At 59.5% G+C, this 16821-nt stretch carries 11 protein-coding genes, 1 tRNA gene and 1 pseudogene; 7 read left to right on the top strand and 6 right to left on the bottom strand.

Annotated features, from left to right (window positions below):
- The first annotated feature begins 63 nt into the window (after nucleotides 1-63).
- Nucleotides 64-151, top strand: a tRNA-Ser gene (locus tag CF137_RS20505).
- 268 nt (nucleotides 152-419) lie between these two features.
- Here the strand turns inward: CF137_RS20505 and glpC are convergent.
- From glpC to CF137_RS20485, 4 genes and pseudogenes are all read right to left on the bottom strand, one after another.
- Nucleotides 420-1622 (bottom strand): anaerobic glycerol-3-phosphate dehydrogenase subunit GlpC, encoded by a 1203-nt coding sequence (glpC, locus tag CF137_RS20500; protein WP_101324911.1) that lies wholly within the window; start codon nucleotides 1620-1622, stop codon nucleotides 420-422.
- Between the two features lie 103 nt (nucleotides 1623-1725).
- On the bottom strand, nucleotides 1726-3003 hold the full coding sequence (gene glpB / locus CF137_RS20495) for a glycerol-3-phosphate dehydrogenase subunit GlpB (protein WP_139721325.1): 1278 nt from the start codon (nucleotides 3001-3003) through the stop codon (nucleotides 1726-1728).
- A pseudogene (gene glpA / locus CF137_RS20490) lies at nucleotides 2996-4667 on the bottom strand (anaerobic glycerol-3-phosphate dehydrogenase subunit A); the annotation flags it as partial. The pseudogene glpA and the gene glpB, both read right to left, overlap by 8 nt.
- 241 nt (nucleotides 4668-4908) lie before the next feature.
- Nucleotides 4909-5364, bottom strand: coding sequence for a YchJ family protein (locus CF137_RS20485; RefSeq protein ID WP_139721321.1), 456 nt, complete (start codon nucleotides 5362-5364; stop codon nucleotides 4909-4911).
- Between the two features lie 123 nt (nucleotides 5365-5487).
- Between CF137_RS20485 and CF137_RS20480 the strand changes: the two genes are divergently transcribed.
- The 4 genes from CF137_RS20480 (at nucleotide 5488) to CF137_RS20465 (ending at nucleotide 10410) form a co-directional block, all read left to right on the top strand.
- Nucleotides 5488-7155, top strand: a complete 1668-nt coding sequence (locus CF137_RS20480; RefSeq protein WP_139721320.1) for a methyl-accepting chemotaxis protein — start codon at nucleotides 5488-5490, stop codon at nucleotides 7153-7155.
- A 132-nt stretch (nucleotides 7156-7287) separates the two neighbouring features.
- On the top strand, nucleotides 7288-8499 hold the full coding sequence (locus CF137_RS20475) for an ROK family transcriptional regulator (RefSeq protein WP_101316479.1): 1212 nt from the start codon (nucleotides 7288-7290) through the stop codon (nucleotides 8497-8499).
- A 179-nt stretch (nucleotides 8500-8678) separates the two neighbouring features.
- The gene (locus CF137_RS20470; protein ID WP_139721318.1) at nucleotides 8679-9443 is read left to right on the top strand and encodes a tRNA-uridine aminocarboxypropyltransferase; all 765 of its coding nucleotides are present in this window, start codon (nucleotides 8679-8681) and stop codon (nucleotides 9441-9443) included.
- Between the two features lie 190 nt (nucleotides 9444-9633).
- Nucleotides 9634-10410 (top strand): TSUP family transporter, encoded by a 777-nt coding sequence (locus CF137_RS20465; RefSeq protein ID WP_101324905.1) that lies wholly within the window; start codon nucleotides 9634-9636, stop codon nucleotides 10408-10410.
- Nucleotides 10411-10487: 77 nt separating this feature from the next.
- Here CF137_RS20465 and CF137_RS20460 read toward each other — a convergent pair whose 3' ends face one another.
- Nucleotides 10488-11354 (bottom strand): LysR family transcriptional regulator, encoded by an 867-nt coding sequence (locus CF137_RS20460; RefSeq protein ID WP_139721316.1) that lies wholly within the window; start codon nucleotides 11352-11354, stop codon nucleotides 10488-10490.
- Between the two features lie 587 nt (nucleotides 11355-11941).
- Between CF137_RS20460 and CF137_RS20455 the strand changes: the two genes are divergently transcribed.
- Entirely contained in the window at nucleotides 11942-13579 is a 1638-nt protein-coding gene (locus tag CF137_RS20455; RefSeq protein WP_042023677.1) for an ATP-dependent endonuclease, read from the top strand.
- Between the two features lie 173 nt (nucleotides 13580-13752).
- On the top strand, nucleotides 13753-14472 hold the full coding sequence (locus tag CF137_RS20450) for a hypothetical protein (RefSeq protein WP_068979318.1): 720 nt from the start codon (nucleotides 13753-13755) through the stop codon (nucleotides 14470-14472).
- Between the two features lie 69 nt (nucleotides 14473-14541).
- On the opposite strand, the gene glgX is transcribed toward CF137_RS20450, so the two are convergent.
- Nucleotides 14542-16605 carry a glycogen debranching protein GlgX gene (glgX, locus tag CF137_RS20445; protein ID WP_139721314.1) on the bottom strand — a complete coding sequence of 688 codons (2064 nt, stop codon included), beginning with the start codon at nucleotides 16603-16605 and terminating at the stop codon, nucleotides 14542-14544.
- Nucleotides 16606-16821 lie beyond the last annotated feature (216 nt).

Raw genomic sequence — 16821 nt, 5'->3', positions numbered from 1 at the left:
TCCGGCGCAACAGCGCAGCGAACAACGTGTTGGCTGAGCACGTTAAACCACAGACAAAAATTTGGTGAGGTGTCCGAGTGGCTGAAGGAGCACGCCTGGAAAGTGTGTATACGGCAACGTATCGAGGGTTCGAATCCCTCCCTCACCGCCATATTGAAAGCGAAAGCCCCATGAACTTCATGGGGCTTTTTCTTTTACCGCAAAAAGGCCAGTGCCAGGATGCTGTGTCACCATCATGCTTGGTTCACCATGCCGGGTTCATCATGTCTGGTTCACGGCCCACATCTGCACGATAACGCCCTTTCGCGCGTTGATGTCGACCCCAATAAAAGAGCCCCTCTTGTGCAAAGAGGGGCTCTTTTATTATCTGGGCAGGCCATAGGCCTGCACGCTGTTATGACGGTGAAGGTACTCACATCTCACGCGAGCGCTTGGGCCAGAAGGTGGATGGGATGTTCGCAGCGAAATGCCGTGCTCATCTCGATCTGCCATTTGCAGGTCTCGCAATCGGTGATCACCAGATCGGGGGAGAGGCGGTTGATCTGATCAAATAGCCCTTCGCCGATGGTCTGGCTGGTTTCGTAGTTCTCCGACTTAAAGCCGTAGGTGCCGGCGATGCCGCAGCACTGGGACTCCAATACCGTCACCTTGACTCCGGGAATGGCGCGCAGCAATTCGAGGGTATAGATGACGCCGCCCATCTTCTCCATGTGGCAAGGGGTGTGGTAGGCGATGTGCAGATTGAGCGGCTTCATCGCCGGTTTGTTGCCTTTGTAGAACTCGTTCCACAGGAAGCGGGTCACCAGCGAGATGCGATCCCGCACCTTGTGGTTGTCTTGCTCCAGCAGGTGGGGGTATTCGTCCCGTAGGGTAAAGCCGCAGGTGGAGGAGGTGGCCAGCAGCGGCATCTCGTTGCCCAGCAGGGTGTTCTCCAGTTGCTTGATGTTGAACGCTGCCTGCTGCTTGGCTTTGTCCATAAAGCCGTTGGCAATCAGCGGCACGCCGCAGCACTTTTCCCGTTCCAGCAACTGCACGCCGATGTTCATGGCGTTGAGCACCTGCACCAGCTCCTTGCCAAGCTGCGGGTGGTTGTAGTTGACGTAGCAGCCGTGGAAGTAGGCGATCTGGCGCGCATAACTGGCCTGGGTAGCCTTCTGCTTTTTGTACCAGCCTCGAAAGGTGCCCTGCGAATATTTGGGCAGATCGCGGTGGGAGGAGACCCCCAACGCCTTGTCCAACACCATTTTCATTGGCTTGAGGCCGGTGGTGAAGTTGACCACCGGGGCCATCAGGGTAGACATGCTGCCCATCAGATCGGTGTGGGAGAGCACGAATTCGCGGATCCCCGGTTTGAAGCCGCTGTATTTGTCTTTGGCCTTGGCGATGATGTCGCCGATGCGCACCCCGCTCGGGCAGGCCACTTCACAGCGTTTGCAGTTGGTGCAGTGCTTGAGGGCGCTGTCGAACAGCTCCGGGCTCTTGATCCGCAGCCGCTCCCCATCCGGGCCCGCCTGTTTGGGGCCGGGGTAGGCGGGGTTGGCCTTGGCCACCGGGCAGTAGGCGGTACAGACGGTGCATTTGATGCACTGATCGAAAGTTTGGTTGGCGTGATCCAGTAGCATGATTTACTCCTCCCGGGCCGGATTGAAAGCAACAGGGATGCGGCAATGGGATTGTCGAGCGGGCAGCGCTCTGCCCGCAGTCAGAAAACAGAGGGTTGGCATCTCAGACTCCAGCCAGAATATGACCGGCGGCCTGCCAGCCAGTGGCAACGGCAACACCGGAGCCGGAGCCCTCTTTAATGGGGTCGTAGTGGGCCAATACACTGCCAGCACCATAGAGGTTGACCAGCGGTTTGCCACCGCGCAGTACCCGTAGCTTGTCGTCAGTCTTGACCCCGAAACCCATGAAGGGGTGGTGGTCGAACAGTCGGCGACCGGCCCAGGCGTCACGCTCCTCCAGACTCAGCACATCGGCATTGAAGATAGGTTCGCGAATGCCACGCAGACGGGATTCCAGCCCGCGACTAAAGAAACTGCCGGAGGCGAGCACGAAGTTGTCCGCCTCAAACAGTTGATCGTCGCCATTCTGGCTGTGTACGCCGATGACTTTATCCCCCTCATAGCGGGCGCCCAGCACCCGTTCGCTGGTGAGGAAGGTGCCGCCAAGGGCCATGAAACGGCGCTTGAGTGCCTCCTGCATCCGCATCCCGATAAGTGACGGCGGCATGGTCGCCACCTCTTTGATGGTGCAGCCGGTGCGTTGCTCCAGCTCCGCCAGACGGGGGCCGACCAGCCCCAACGACAGGCAGGCGGGCAGCACGATATGGCGGCAATCGGGCACGCCGCTCTCTTGCACCATGCGGCTGATCTCGCGGGCCAGTTCGGCCACCAGCGGGTATTTGCCTCCGGTCTGTTTATCAAACAAACGGGCGATATCGGCGGAACGAAATTCGTGGGGATTGCGGCTGAACTCCGCCAGTTGTGGCAGGCGTATTTCGCCAGTCAGGACGCGGCAGTGGGCGAAGCGGGGATGGGTGGCCAGATTGGCCGCGGCCAGCGCCGGATGGAAGTCGCGAAAGCCTTCCATGGTGGCGAGCAGCAGGGCATCCGGGATCGGGGCGTCGGTGACGCAGGCGCAGGTATCGGGGGAGAGCCAGGTGCGCTTGAGGGTGCCGATGGGGGTCAGGCGCTGGTGGTTGGTCTCGTTGTGCACCAGCGGCAATCCCTGCTCGGCACAGTGGCGCTGCAGATCGGCAAGGCTCGCCTCGATATTGTCCATCCCTACTTTGCTATAGGGGTGATCCGGATGGGCTGCCATAAAGGCGGGCAGCGTGGTGCGGGGATCTCCCTCGCTTTCGAGCAGATCGACCGAGCCGGAGGAGAAGTGCAGGGCGCTCTGGCCGGAGGCCATCAGCAGGGTCTTCTGGCCTGCCTCCACCAGCCGCAGGGCGGCCGAGAGCCCGGCCATGCCGCCGCCGATAACGATATTGTCGAACTTCATGACGGCTCTCCTTGTGAGTGGTCTCGGCTTGCAGCGGCGCGAGGGGGTTCGGTGACCAGTTGTGGCGCCGTCCATTCCCCCAGGCCAAACAGCCCTTCGTAGATCCAGTAGGTAAACTCGGCCTCGCGCAGGGCATCGCCCCACAGTACCGGGCGGGTCCCCTTGTAACGCTCCTCGAGGAACTGGCGGAGCATGACGCAGGCCTGACGACCGTCAGCCTTGCCATACTCCTGCATCAGACCGGCGGCGCGATAGGCGCACAGCTCGCCCTGACAGGGGCCCATGCCCAGACGGGTGCGGCGGCGCAGGTCGATGAGGTTGTCCACATCCAGCTCGCGCAGGGCATATTCGATTTCGCCTGCGGTGACCATTTCGCATTCGCAGATGAGGGCGTTGGCCTTGGGGTTATCGCGGAAGAAGGCGATGACCCGCTCGCCATGGCGGTATTGGGCCGAACCTTCTGCGGGGGCCGAGAGCCCGGGGGCCGAGACTTTCTCCGGGTCCCGCGAGCCGGGCAGGTTCAGTTCGGCGGTCTGGCAGGGTTTGCTGTTGTCGAGCTTCTTGGCCAGCAGATCGGTGGCCCACTCGGCCATCAGGCGGTAGGTCATCAGCTTGCCGCCGGTAATGGTGTTGAAGCCCTTGAGGCCGTCGCGTTCGGCGTGATCCAGCAGCACGATACCGCGGCTGATGTTGCGGCCGGTTTCATCACCGTCTACCGCCACCAGCGGGCGTACCCCGGCGTAGGCGCGCAGCAGACGGGTGCGGGCCATGATGGGGGCGAGCTTGATCCCCTCGCGCAGCAGCACCTCCACCTCTTCTGGATCGACGGTGAGCTGGTCAATCTTGTTGTAATCAATCCGGCTGGAGGTGGTACCGATGAGGGAGATGGTATCGCCCGGCACCAGAATATCGGCATCTGCCGGTTTGCGGGCGCGGTTGAGCACCAGCTGGTTGATGCGGTAATCCATGATGAGCAGGGAGCCCTTGGCCGGGAACATGCGGATACCGAGATCGGCGTATTCGCAAATTTGCTGGCCCCAGATGCCGGCGGCGTTGATCACCTCCTGGCACTCCACCTCGAACGCTTCGCCGGTGCGGGTATTGATGGCCTTGACTCCGTGTACCCGATCCTGACTGCGCAGCAGCCCCAGCACCTTGCTGTGGGTAAAGATGCGGGCGCCATGTTCTTTTGCATCCAGTACGTTGGCGGCGGCGAGGCGGAACGGATCGACCGTGCCATCCGGTACATGGATGGCACCGATCATCGCCGGGTTGGCGTTAGGTTCGAGCAGCAGCGCTTCGCGGGGATCGAGCTGGCGGGTGTCGATACCGGCCAGGGCGCAGGCATCCATAAAGGTGCGTTGGAAATTGATGTCATCTTCCGGCAGGGTGAGGAAGAGGCCGCCAGTGTCTTCGACACAGTGGCTGGCAATCCGCTTGAGGATGCGGTTTTCCTGGATGCATTCGCGGGCGGACTCTTGATCCGTCACCGCGTAGCGGGCACCGGAGTGGAGCAGGCCGTGGTTGCGGCCGGTGGTGCCTGCGGCGATATCATCGCGCTCGAGCAGGATGCAGTCGATGCCGCGCAGTGCGCAATCGCGCATGATGCCGGCCCCGGTGGCCCCGCCGCCTATGATGACGACTTGTGTGGTTATTCTTTTCATTGTTGCCCGTCTCATCTCTTCCAGATGAGGCCAGTGTGGCCTACTTCTGAGTGGAAATGTTTGATATGGGCCAAATTTGCGTTCGCAAACGCGCATTTGTTCGCGCGTTAATGAGCATTCTGTGACATTTGTCACGCTGCTATCGCGTCGGTGACCTGGCTGGTGGTGGATGGCAGGCACAAAAAAGGGGCATCGGATGCCCCTTGTCACTGTTTGACGAGTCAGGTCGGTGTGTGGCGCGTCAGCCGCAGCACTTCTTGTGCTTTTTGCCGCTGCCACAGGGGCAGGGATCGTTGCGCCCTGCCTTGAGGGGGGCGGGATCCTGCTCCCCCTCGGTGTAGACCCAGCGCCCCTGATATCGTACGAAGCGGGAGCGCTCGTGCAGGCAGTGGCGCTCATCCCCTTCCAGAAACCAGGCTTTGAACTCCACCATACCTATTTCATCATCCGGCCCGCCCTGGCTGGCGATGATCTCGAGACCATCCCAACTGGTATCGCGTTGGGACAGGTCTGCCGCCGTGAGGCCGCCGAGGTGGGCCGGGTGCCAGCTATGGACCAGATACTCCCCCAAACCGAGTACGAAGGCGCTGTAGCGCGAGCGCATCAGCTGCTCCGGGGTGTCAGCTACCGCACCACTGTGACGTGAGCCACAGCACAATTCGAGAGAAAGGGGTGAGCCGCAAGGACAAAGATTCATGATTTTCACTAAATGGCCGATTTATTTAGGGGAATTGTAACGAACGCTGGCCTCGCCCTGCCAGCCTATATACTGATGAATAGGCTAGGTATTCCAATAAAAACAGCTGCAAGGATGTGGAAGATGATGCTCAAGCAAAAAATCCTGTTACTGGGTGCGGTGCCCGTGCTGTTGATGGCCCTGGTGGTCAACCTCAGCAATTATATGGTCTCCAAAAGCGATCTGGAGTCTGATCTGGTGGTCGCGAGGGAGAGTGCCATCAAGGAGCGTAAAGCGCTGCTCAGCAGTTACATCATGATGGCCAAAACGGCCATCGATACCGCTTATGCGCTGCCGGACTCACCGGAAAATCGTCAAAAGGTCAAAGAGTTGCTCAGGCCGCTGCGTTACAGCAGCGACGGCTACTTTTTTGTCTATGACTTCCAAGGCAACACCATACTGCTGCCGGTGCGTGCCGAACTGGAAGGGAAAAACCGCTGGAACGACAAGGATGCCAAGGGCAAGTTGCTGATCCAGGACATTCTCAAAGTGGCCCGTCAGGGTGATGGCTTTGCCGAATACTGGACGGCCAAGCCCTCCATCGGCCGTGATGCCCCCAAGCTGGCGTTCAACATGGTGCTGGATAAATACCAGTGGGTGATTGGAACCGGTTTTTATATCGATGATATCGACAACGAGCTAGCGGCCCTGCGCGAACAGCGAGAAAGCAACATGCATGCGTCGCTGCAGAGTAGTGTGCTGGTGATCCTGTTGATCCTCGGCATCACCCTCTCGGTGACAGTGATCGTGGGCAACCGGGTCACCAAACCACTGGCGGATGCGGTGTTGGCGTTGAACGATATTGCTAACGGTGAGGGGGATCTGACCCAGCGCCTCAAGGTGCATAGCAAGGATGAAATTGGCCAGCTGGCCAGTGCCTTCAACCGCTTTGTCGAGCGGATCCAGTCGGTGGTGAGTCAGGTGGGAGAGACCAGTAACCACCTGCTTGGCGCTGTCGACAAGCTGCACCATCTGAGCGAACACTACGATCATCAGATGCAGGGTCACAGTCGTGAGACCGATCAGGTGGTCACCGCGGTGACCGAGATGAGCTCTACCGCGCAGGAGGTGGCGGCCAGTGCCTCCAATGCGGCGACGGCAACCAGCGATGCCGCCCGTGAATCTGACGCCGCCCGTGGTGTAGTCAGCGGGGCCATCAACAGTATCAACCGGCTGGTGGGGGAGGTGCATACCGCCTCCGGTGTCATCGAACAACTGGCACAAGAGACCGCCAAGATTGGTTCGGTGGTCGAGGTTATTCGTGGCATTGCCGATCAGACCAACCTGCTGGCATTGAACGCGGCCATCGAAGCGGCGCGGGCCGGTGAGCAGGGACGGGGCTTTGCGGTGGTGGCAGACGAAGTGCGCTCGCTCGCCGGTCGTACCCAGCAGAGCACCAAGGAGATCAACGAGATGCTGCAGCGCCTGCAAGGGGGCGTCAAACAGGCGGTGGATGTGATGCAGGCGAGCGAGGAACGCAGCCAGGAGACGGTGCAGGAGGCGAGTCACATCGCCAGCTCCCTCGACAGCATGGTGATGGCGGTCAGTACCATCAACGACATGAATATCCAGATTGCAACGGCTGCCGAGGAGCAACATGCGGTGTCGGAGGAGATCAACAAGAACCTGGTGGCGATTCAGCAGATTGTCAGCGAGCTGACCGATGCTGCGCTGGAGTCCAACAGCACCACCCGCGATCTGGCCAATACCGGTGACAAGTTGCGCAAACTGGTGTCGCAATTCCGTTACTGATCCTGTGATGGTTCGTGACACTAGCCACAAGATGCGGTCTGAATCCCGGTTCAGACCGCTCTTTATTTGGGTATTGACCAATAATGTGTGAAAATTGGCGGCCTCTTTTTTTCAGCCTTTGCCCCATACCCTATGAATGAGATCGTGAAAGGTAGTATCGATTTGATCCGGCAGCTCAACTACGGCCTGGTCTATGCCAGCCTGGAAGAGCACAAGGAGCTGTCGCGCACCGATCTCTCCCGCTTGACCGGCCTCTCGCCTGCCAGCATCACCAAGATCACCCGTGAACTGCTCGATGGCGGTCTGGTGGTGACCTGTGGTGAAAGCTCGGTGGGGCGCGGTCGTCGCCAGACCCTGTTACGTATCAACGAGCGCCGCTTCCAGTTTCTTTCGATGCGCCTTGGTCGCGGTTATGTGGATATGGCACTGTTTGACTTCTCCGGCCGCTCGCTGGCCCGCCAGCGCCATCTATTCACCGAGGAAGAGCGCGCCGATCTGCTGGGCAGTCTGGTGCATGCCATCCAAGTGTTTCTGCCGAAAAAGGCCCTCAGTCTGGCTTGTATTGCCCTCTGTCTGCCCGGCCAGGTGGAACGCCACTCCGGCATGGTCAAGCACTTCCCCTTCTACGATCTGCGCAACTGGCCCCTTGGCCCCACTCTGCAACAGGCGTTCTCGGTACCTGTGCTGGTCAGTGGTGACGTGCGAACCTGGATCCAGGCCGAGCGTGAATGGGGGGCGGCCAAAAATTGCGCCGATGCGGTGCTGGTGTTCGTTCACAACGACATCGGGGTAGGCATGGTGGTCAATGGCCAGCTGATTGAGAGTGAGAATTCACTGCTAGGGGATCTTAGCCATCTGCAGCTCGAGCCTTATGGTCAGCGTTGCTACTGCGGCGGCTTTGGTTGTGCTTGCACCCTGGTGACCAATCAGGCGCTGGAGGCGCAATACCGCGATATGCGTGAGCGGATGCAGGAGCATGATCTGCCACCCAGCGTCACCATCCGCGAGCTGTGCGAGCTGGCGCTGGCGGGTAACAGCCTCTGTCAGGATATTCTCCATCAGGCGGCGGGGCGGCTCTCCAAGGTGCTCTCCAACCTCATCTGCCTGCTCAATCCGGGCAAGCTGCTGCTCGGTGGCGAGATCACCCGCGCCGATCGCTTGCTCTTTCCCATGCTGCACCAGTCGCTGGCCAGCCAGTTGCCCGCTGAATATCTGGTGCGGCTGCAGATCGAATCCACTCACTTCTACGAAGACCCCACCAAGCCCACCTCGGTGCAGGTGCACAAGGCGCTGCGCGATGGCAGCCTGTTGCTGGAGCTGCTGCGCGGCTGTCAGGAGTCGTAAGGCAAGGGTATGTAGCCCTGTGTCTGGCGAAAGGGGCAGGGATTGCTGTTCCGCCAGCGTGTAACTGGGTACAATCTTGCGCTTTTCTGGCGGCACCCCTGTTATTGGGCTCCTTGGAGCCATGGCAGTTGGCATTATTGCCGTTTTGGCCCCTGTTTTGACTCCAGTTGTGAACCTAGATGAAGCCTGTTCCTGATCACGCCGTCAACCGCCTGCGGGCCTGGCGCAAGAGTATCTCTACCCGACCGTTCCTCGCCCGTGGCGGCACCCTGGCCCGCTGTCCGGCTTGTCAGCTGCGGGAGGATTGGTGCGCCTGCGAGTGGCGCCCCGAGCTCAAAGCCGAGGCCGGTTTCTGCCTGCTGATGTATGACAGCGAGCCGATGAAACCCTCCAACACCGGTCGTCTGATTGCCGATGTGTTGCCGGATACCACCTGGGCCTTTCTCTGGTCGCGCACCCAGCCCCACCCCGAGTTGCTGGCCTTGTTGGCGGACCCGGTCTGGCAGCCCTATGTGGTGTTTCCCGCCTGCGAGAAGGAGCCTGCCCGCCTGACCGGGGAGGTGACGTTGGCGCCGGGCAAAAAACCGCTCTTTATCCTGCTCGACGGCACCTGGCCCGAGGCGCGCAAGATGTTCAACATGAGCCCCTATCTGGATGGCTTCCCGGTGCTTGCCATCAAGCCTGATGCGCTCTCTACCTACGGCATGCGGGTGGCCAACTGTGACGAGCACCTCTGCACTGCCGAAGTGGCTGCCTGCGTGCTGGAAGTGGCGGGGGAGTTGCAGGCCGGACAGGCGTTGCAGCTCTGGTTCAATCTTTTTAGTCGCCGTTATATGGCGGGTCGGGTCAGTCGTAGCCCAGGTGACGATGAACACCACTTGCAGCAGGCGCTGGCCTTTATCAACCAGGGTGGTCAGGACCAGCTGCCGGATAGCGCTGATTAATCGTGCTGGCCAGAACGTCACAGGGTTAATTGATGAGAATGTGGAATCAATTGGCTGCCATTGTTTCGTTAGTCTCATCAACGGCCGCTCAGTAGGATAGCGGTTATCAGCTGCAGCACCTTGTAAACGCTGTTTTTATGCTCCCGGTTGCCTGACCCTGTCGGGCAACTCAATCCCGTGAGGTCTATGGATGGAATTGGAACTGGTTACCCTGTTTTCCCTGTTTGGTGTGGCACTGATCGCCGGTTTTATTGATGCGATCGCCGGCGGCGGTGGCCTGTTGACGGTGCCTGCGCTGCTCGCCACCGGCATGCCGCCAGCGCTGGTACTCGGCACCAACAAGCTGCAGAGCAGTTTCGGCTCCTTCTCCGCCACCTGGTTTTACGCCCGCAAAGGGTTGCTGGAGTGGGCGATGATCTGGCCTGCGGTGATCTGCACCTTTATCGGTGCGGCTATCGGCACCCTGGCGGTGCAGACTATCGACGCCGCTATTCTGGAGCGCTTGCTCCCCTTCCTGCTGATGGCCTTTGCCTGCTACTTCTACTTCTCGCCGCGGGTGAGCGATGCCGAGAGCTCCCGCCGTCTCACGCCTATGCTGTTTGCGCTGCTGGTGGGGGGCGGGGTCGGCTTTTATGATGGCTTTTTCGGGCCGGGCACCGGTTCATTCTTTGCCATCGGGTTTGTGGCGCTGGCGGGCTTTGGCATGGCGCGGGCCACCGCCCACACCAAGTTGCTCAACTTCACCTCCAACATCGCCTCGCTGCTGTTTTTCGCACTGGGTGGCAAGGTGGTGTGGAGTGTCGGTTTCTGCATGGCGCTGGGGCAGTTTATCGGTGCCCGTTTCGGCTCGAAGATGGTACTCAAGCAAGGGGTGAAGCTGATCAAGCCACTGCTGGTGACCGTCTCCTTGCTGATGTCTGCCAAGCTGGTTTGGAGTCAGTACCCCGAGCTGTTTGCCTGGCTCTGAGCCGCCGTGTATGCGCGACAAATCTGACCTTTACGGGGCTCTTGAGCCCCGTTGTCACATCTGGTGGGTTTACACAGCTAGCGCGGCGTATCGCTGTAGTGGCGAAAGTGTTGGTGCAGGGCGCTGACCAGCCGGGCGATCCGCTCGCGCTTGAGACTGCTCTGTCGATAAACCAGATAGAGCGGGCGCCCTAATCCGGGCAGCGGGCATGCCATCTCTCCCTGTTCTCCCACCAACCCCAGCAGGCCCGCGGGTAACAACACGGGCCCCATCCCCGCCTTGGCAAGCTCGATCAACGCCAAGTAGGAGTCGAGCTCCATGGCAGGTTCAAACCCGAGTGCCGCGAGTGGCTCGCGCAGGTAGCGGTTGGCGGGGTTATCCAGATCCATGGTGAGGATCTTGCTCATTGCCCCCGCAGTGGTTGGCCGCGTTGGATTCGGTTCGTTACCCACCAGATAGAATGGCTCCTCCAGCAGCAGTTCGGCATCGAGTCCGTGGCCCGGTGGCAGGCGACCGGCGCAGATACCGAGCAGTGCCTCGCCACTGCGCACCCTGGTCAGGATCACCGGCGTGTGGTGGGTGGAGAGGGCCAGATGGGGATCCTGACCTAGATAGTCGTGCATAAAGCGGGCAAGGTAGCCTGCCAGCAGGGTTTCGGAGCAGGCGATGGGAAGTGGGGTCTGATCGAACAGGGTCTGGCTGTCCGCCAGCACCCCCTTCATCTCGGCAAGGCTGGGCGCGATCCGTTCCAGCAGCACCTGTGCCTGCGGGGTGAGCCGGATCTGGCGCCCATCCGGTTCGATCAGTTTTTTGCCAAGGCGCTGCTCCAGCTGGGCAATGCGCTTGCTCACCGCCGACTGGCTGATATAGAGACGGCTGGCCACCTTGGCCATGGTCCCTTCGCTCGCCAGCAAGCTGAGCGTCTCCAGTCCTTCCAGTAACATAGAGTCCCCTTGCCATCGTTACTTATTGAATGTGCGCTACCTTAGGGGCTGCCTGCCTCAGGAGCAAGTGCCGTTTGCTGCTTTGGGCGGCTGAACTCGCCACCGCTTGAGGGGCGACGCCAAGATCATCAAGTGACCGAGAGTGCTGATCACCAGACCCACCAAGTGGCTTGTCAGACCGATGGCGCATTAAAGCGCAGGCCTATGATGAGCGACCGGCGTGCGTCATCCCACCTCTTGTTTTGTTAGCAACCGTTTTCGCGCAGCCGTTGCTATCACGCCTAGGCAGTGCTGTGCACCATTGTCATCTTTCTGTCACAGATAACCCTGAGACTTTGAGCAAAAGAGGTGTACTCTTGACCACTTATATTTTGAAAGGAATGCCCATTGAATTATCGCAAACGTCAGACTCGTACCCGCCATCTCTGGTTCAGCCACTGGAATGCCCCCCAAGATCGCACCGCTGTTGTCACCCCGCCCGAACCTGCAGTGCCTCACAGTTCACGTTGAAAAAGCCCAGCATCCGATAGGATTTTTCCGGTAACTTTGCCACTATTGCCCCATCACAATGATGTGGACATGGCTGGATGTTTCTGGAACGTATTGAAGTAAAAGGTTTTCGCGGGATTAATCGCCTGTCGCTCGGGCTCGATCAGACAACGGTGCTGATTGGTGAAAATACCTGGGGCAAATCAAGCCTGTTGCGCGCCCTCTGGTGCCTGCTGGGGCAAAATGCCGAGCCCTACCAATTTACCGCCGAGGATTTCCATCAGCCGGAAGATCCTGAGCTTGCGCCGACACGCCACTTGCAACTGGTGCTCACCTTCAGTGAGCACAGACCCCAGGTGTGTCAGCACTCCCATCGTTTGGCCCGCCTTCGCCCCTCCTGGGTGCTGCATAAAGATAAATTCCACCGTATTCACTATCGTGCCAGCGCGGAGTTGCAAGCCGATGGTTCCATTCTGACGCTCCATGATTTTCTCGACGGAACAGGTAAAATCCTGCCCATTGCCAATGCGGATGAGCTGGTCACTCTGCTGATCACCATGAACCCGGTCTTTCGTCTGCGCGACGCGCGCAGTACGCGCAACGGAGTGGAGACGGTGGCGTGGGGAGATCTGTCGGAGCAACGGTTAAGCGAGTTGGCCGACAAGCTGATTGACGAGCCCCAGCGGATCGGCGAACCCGAGCTGAAGGAAGCACTGCAGGCGGTGCGTCAGCTTATGGATCACTACTTTAATGCGCTGGCGCCGATGAAAAATAAGCCCCGAAGTCAGCGCGATATTGTCAATCGTCCTATGACCCTGCGCAATCCGGGTAACCTGCACACCCTGCTGCGCCATGCAGATAATCGTGCTTTGCAACTGGCCATGGCCGGGATGGCGGCGACCTTGCTGCAGGCACGGGGCAACCGCGAGCTGGAGGAGGGGGCCCGGCCGATCCTGATCCTGGAAGATCCCGAAAGTCGGCTGCATCCGACCATGCTGGCATTGGCGTGGGGCTTGCTGGATCAATTGCCGGGCCAGAAGCTGCTCACCACCAACTCGGGGGATCTGCTCTCCTCGTTGCCGCTTAATCAGGTACGCCGCCTGGTGCGGCGCCAGCAAGATATTCTCTGCCAGCAACTGGGGGGAGAGCGCTATAGCAGCGATGACTTGCGCAAAATCGCCTTCCATGTGCGGATCAATCGCCCTATGTCGCTGTTTGCCCGCTGCTGGCTGCTAGTGGAGGGCGAGACCGAGATCTGGTTGCTCTCGGAGTTGGCCCAGATCTGTGGTTACAGCTTGCGGGCCGAGGGGGTGCGGGTCATCGAGTTTGCCCAGTGTGGCCAGTCGCCACTGATCAAGGTTGCGCGGGATTTTGGTATCGAATGGCATCTGCTGACTGATGGTGATGAAGCCGGGCTCAAGTATGCGGCGTCGGCCCGTTCCTTGTTAAAAGGTGATCGGGAGCGCGACAGACTGACCCAGCTACCGGCGGCAGACATCGAACATTACCTTTATCACAACGGTTTCGAGGCGGTATTTCGCCGTGAGGCGGGGGTGGGGGGGCGCACTATGTGGAGTGCCCGTCACATCATTAACAAGGCAATCCATAAACGCAGCAAACCGGGTATGGCGCTGGCCGTCGTTGAAGAAGCCGAGCGTCTCGGTGGCGAGCATATTCCACCGGTGATCCGTCAGATGTTTGCCAAGGTGGTTGCGCTGGCGCGAGGCCAGGGCTAAGCGGACGGTTAGTCCGTGCTGCCTTGTTGTCGCGCCAGGTTGCGGTGAGAGGGTGAGAGGGTGAGTGGTTCCAGTATTGCTGGCAGAGATTGGGGATAGCTGCGGGGTTGGGTATACTCCGCCTCTCTTTGGCGCCGCGTTGGCGCATTTCGAAACACTCTGCTGGAGGCGTCATGTTCGTCCAACTCCCTTTTTGGCTCTTTCCTCTTACCGGGTTGATGGCGCTTGGCGCCCTGATCGCTCTCGGTATCGTGTTGTGGCGCGGTGATATTTGCCCGGGACAACGGGCCAGAGTCAACCAGCAACTCTTCTCTGTTTGGGTCATTACTGCCCTGTCGCTGATGTTAGCGATTGAAGCAAAGGCGGCCAGCTGGCTTATCTGGAGTGGCGGCGCCAGTCTGGTGCTCGGGGTGGCATTGTCGCTGCTTCAGTCGCGGTTGGAAGGCAAGCGATCCATCCCTTCGGCCCTGCTCTGGTTACCGGGCATGCCGCTGGCGCTGTATGGTGTGGGGTTGTTGCAGGTGCAGGGCTGGATCAGTGGCTTGCTGCAGATGACCATGCTGGGGGCGGCATTTGCCCACTTGATGTTGCTGCGAGCCCGGCATCGCCTCACCGCATTTAACACCTTATTGCCCCTCGCGGGGTTGGCGGGTGCCATTATCAGCCTGATCTGGTTGGCGGTGTTGGTGGCATGGCAAGGCGGGGCGGCCAACCTTGATGCACTGATCCCGGCGGTACTCACTCAGGCTGGCTTGTTGGTGGTCTCTCTGTTGCTCTGGTTCAGCCCGCTCTATCTGCAGCGGGAGACGGCCCCGGTGGTGGTATCGACCGCACTGTGCGGTCTGTTAATCGCCCAGATCGCCGCCACCAGTGTGTGGCACCAACTGGTCTGATCCAGATGTTTAAATGAAAAAGCCCCCCGAGCCTGGCTCGGGGGGCTTTTCGTTTTTTGCGCCAGCCTATTAATAGAAGTCGTCAGCACCACAGATAAAGAGGCAACTGCTGCGCGGCTGGGCCAGATATTCCCGGGTCAACCCTTCAAGCGGCATGCCGAAGGTGCAGATATCCTGTGGTGAGGGCAGGGCGGTATCGAGGATCCGCCGCCAATAGCCACCCACACCTTTGGGTGGGCTGGGCAGATTGAAGGTCAGGGGCTCCCAGTAAGCGTTAAACAGCACATACAGTGCCAGCTTGGTTTCGCTCGAGAGGGCCGACATGGCGATAGCATGGGAGTGGGGGCCAAAATCGGGCTGTCCTGCGTTGACCCCGTGCCAGCAGAGCTCGCTATGGCGCAGGATCTCGGTGAGCGATAACGGCATGCTCTCCTGTTCCGGGCGCTGGAACAGATGCTTGCGGTACTGGATCAGCTCCTTCATAAAGCGGAACATCTCCTGACTGCGAGCGTTGGGCTGCCAGTCCATCCAGCAGGTGGCGTTATCCTGACAGTAGCCATTATTGTTGCCGTGCTGGGTTCGCAACAGCTCATCCCCCATCAGCAGCATGGGGGAGCCGACCGAGAGCAGGGTCGCCACCATCATGTTTTTGGATTGGCGCATCCGCAGGGCATTGATCTGCGGATCCTCGGTCACCCCTTCATGGCCATGATTCCAGCTGAAGTTGTGATCGCAACCATCACGGTTATCCTCGCCATTCGCCTCATTGTGCTTGCCGTTGTAGCTGCTCCAGTCCCACAGGGTAAAACCGTCGTGGCAGGTGACGAAGTTAATGCTTTTTTCGGGGTCTGCGTGGTGATAGTGGTAGATGTCGGGGCTGCCGCACAGCCGCTCGACAAAGGTGGTGACACTGTTCTCATCGCCGCGCAAAAAGCAGCGCACATCATCGCGGAACTGCCCATTCCACTCACGCCAGCGGGCGCCGGCGAGGGATCCCACCTGATAGAGCCCCCCTGCATCCCAAGCTTCTGCAATCAGTTTGATGTCAGCGATATTGGGATCGGTGTCGATGGTGCGCAAGGTGGGCGCATTGGCCTGGGGTTGACCTGATTCATCCCGTGACAAGATCGCGGCCAGATCAAAACGGAAGCCGTCGACGTGCATCTCCTGACGCCAGAAGTGGAGGCTGTCCATGATCATCCGCAGCACCACCGGGTGGGCGCCGTTAAAGGTGTTGCCGCAGCCGGAGTAGTTAGTGTCTTTCTGGTTGTTGTCGAGGATGTAGTAGGCCTCGTTGTCGATACCGCGAAACGAAAAGATAGGACCATCATCCCCTCCTTCGGCGGTATGGTTATAAACCACATCCAGGATCACCTCGATATTGGCCCGGTGCAGCGCCTTTACCATGTCGCGAAACTCGGTCAGTGGATCATCGCCGCAGGCGTATTGTGCGTGCGGGGCGAAAAAGGACATCGGGCTATAGCCCCAATAGTTGGAGAGTCCCTTGGGCGCATCCTGGGGGTCAAACTGGAAGATGGGGAGTAGCTCAACGGCGGTGATACCCAGCGACTGCAGATAGGGGATCTTCTCGATAAGCCCCAGATAGGTGCCGCGCAGCGCCGGGTCCACTCCCGAGCTGGGTGAATTGGTAAATCCCCCCAGATGCAGCTCATAGATCACCGAGCGGGAGAGTGAGTGGGCGGGTAACTTATCCTCTTCCCAATCGTAATCATGGGTATCGACTACCCGATTTTTGGCACAGCAGCCGATATTGCTGCCTGGGCGCGCCGCAGCCCACCGATCGTAATTGGGGCCAAGTTCAATGCGGCGGGCATAGGGGTCAAGCAGCACTTTCTCCGCATCAAAGCGGGTGCCACAGTAGGGGCGCCACGGTCCCTGGATACGATAGGCGTAACGTTGACCTATTGGCAGCCCCTCAATATAGACATGCCAATAGTAGGCAGTCCGATTGCGGCGGGGGGATAGCAGGATCACCTCCGGGTTACTGTCATCCTCGCTGGCGAACAGCAGTAACTCAACCCGGCTGGCCAATCGGGCCCAGATCGCGAAGTTGACGCCGTGGCTGTCGGGTGTGGCCCCCAACTGACGGCAATGACCGGCGGAGATGCGCATATTTTACCTACCCAGAATGAAGGAGTGATCACCTTACTGAGTGTAGTGCCGGATGCGTCGCGCAGACGCTATTGCCTGAAAAAACAGCATGATGCTGATAATGACCGCACAGTCTGTCCGATTAAGCGGCGATTAAACTTATTTTGATATAATTACTTGCATTCTGTGCGCTGGCGCCTATTATTGGCCACCTCAGACGCGGGGTGGAGCAGCCCG

The sequence above is a fragment of the Aeromonas sobria genome, from assembly GCF_006243315.1.
Classification (GTDB): Bacteria; Pseudomonadota; Gammaproteobacteria; order Enterobacterales; family Aeromonadaceae; genus Aeromonas; species Aeromonas sobria_A.
The sequence above is the reverse complement of the archived record's forward strand: the minus strand, read 5'-3'. Positions and strand labels throughout refer to the sequence as shown.

Bases quoted from the DNA above. Each gene is read 5' to 3' on its own strand.
- CF137_RS20460 (WP_139721316.1), bottom strand. From the start codon at position 11,354: ATGTTACTGGAAGGACTGGAGACGCTCAGCTTGCTGGCGAGCGAAGGG.
- glpC (WP_101324911.1), bottom strand. From the start codon at position 1,622: ATGCTACTGGATCACGCCAACCAAACTTTCGATCAGTGCATCAAATGC.
- CF137_RS20475 (WP_101316479.1), top strand. From the start codon at position 7,288: ATGAATGAGATCGTGAAAGGTAGTATCGATTTGATCCGGCAGCTCAAC.
- CF137_RS20465 (WP_101324905.1), top strand. From the start codon at position 9,634: ATGGAATTGGAACTGGTTACCCTGTTTTCCCTGTTTGGTGTGGCACTG.
- glpB (WP_139721325.1), bottom strand. From the start codon at position 3,003: ATGAAGTTCGACAATATCGTTATCGGCGGCGGCATGGCCGGGCTCTCG.
- CF137_RS20485 (WP_139721321.1), bottom strand. From the start codon at position 5,364: ATGAATCTTTGTCCTTGCGGCTCACCCCTTTCTCTCGAATTGTGCTGT.
- CF137_RS20455 (WP_042023677.1), top strand. From the start codon at position 11,942: ATGTTTCTGGAACGTATTGAAGTAAAAGGTTTTCGCGGGATTAATCGC.
- CF137_RS20470 (WP_139721318.1), top strand. From the start codon at position 8,679: ATGAAGCCTGTTCCTGATCACGCCGTCAACCGCCTGCGGGCCTGGCGC.
- CF137_RS20480 (WP_139721320.1), top strand. From the start codon at position 5,488: ATGATGCTCAAGCAAAAAATCCTGTTACTGGGTGCGGTGCCCGTGCTG.
- CF137_RS20450 (WP_068979318.1), top strand. From the start codon at position 13,753: ATGTTCGTCCAACTCCCTTTTTGGCTCTTTCCTCTTACCGGGTTGATG.
- glgX (WP_139721314.1), bottom strand. From the start codon at position 16,605: ATGCGCATCTCCGCCGGTCATTGCCGTCAGTTGGGGGCCACACCCGAC.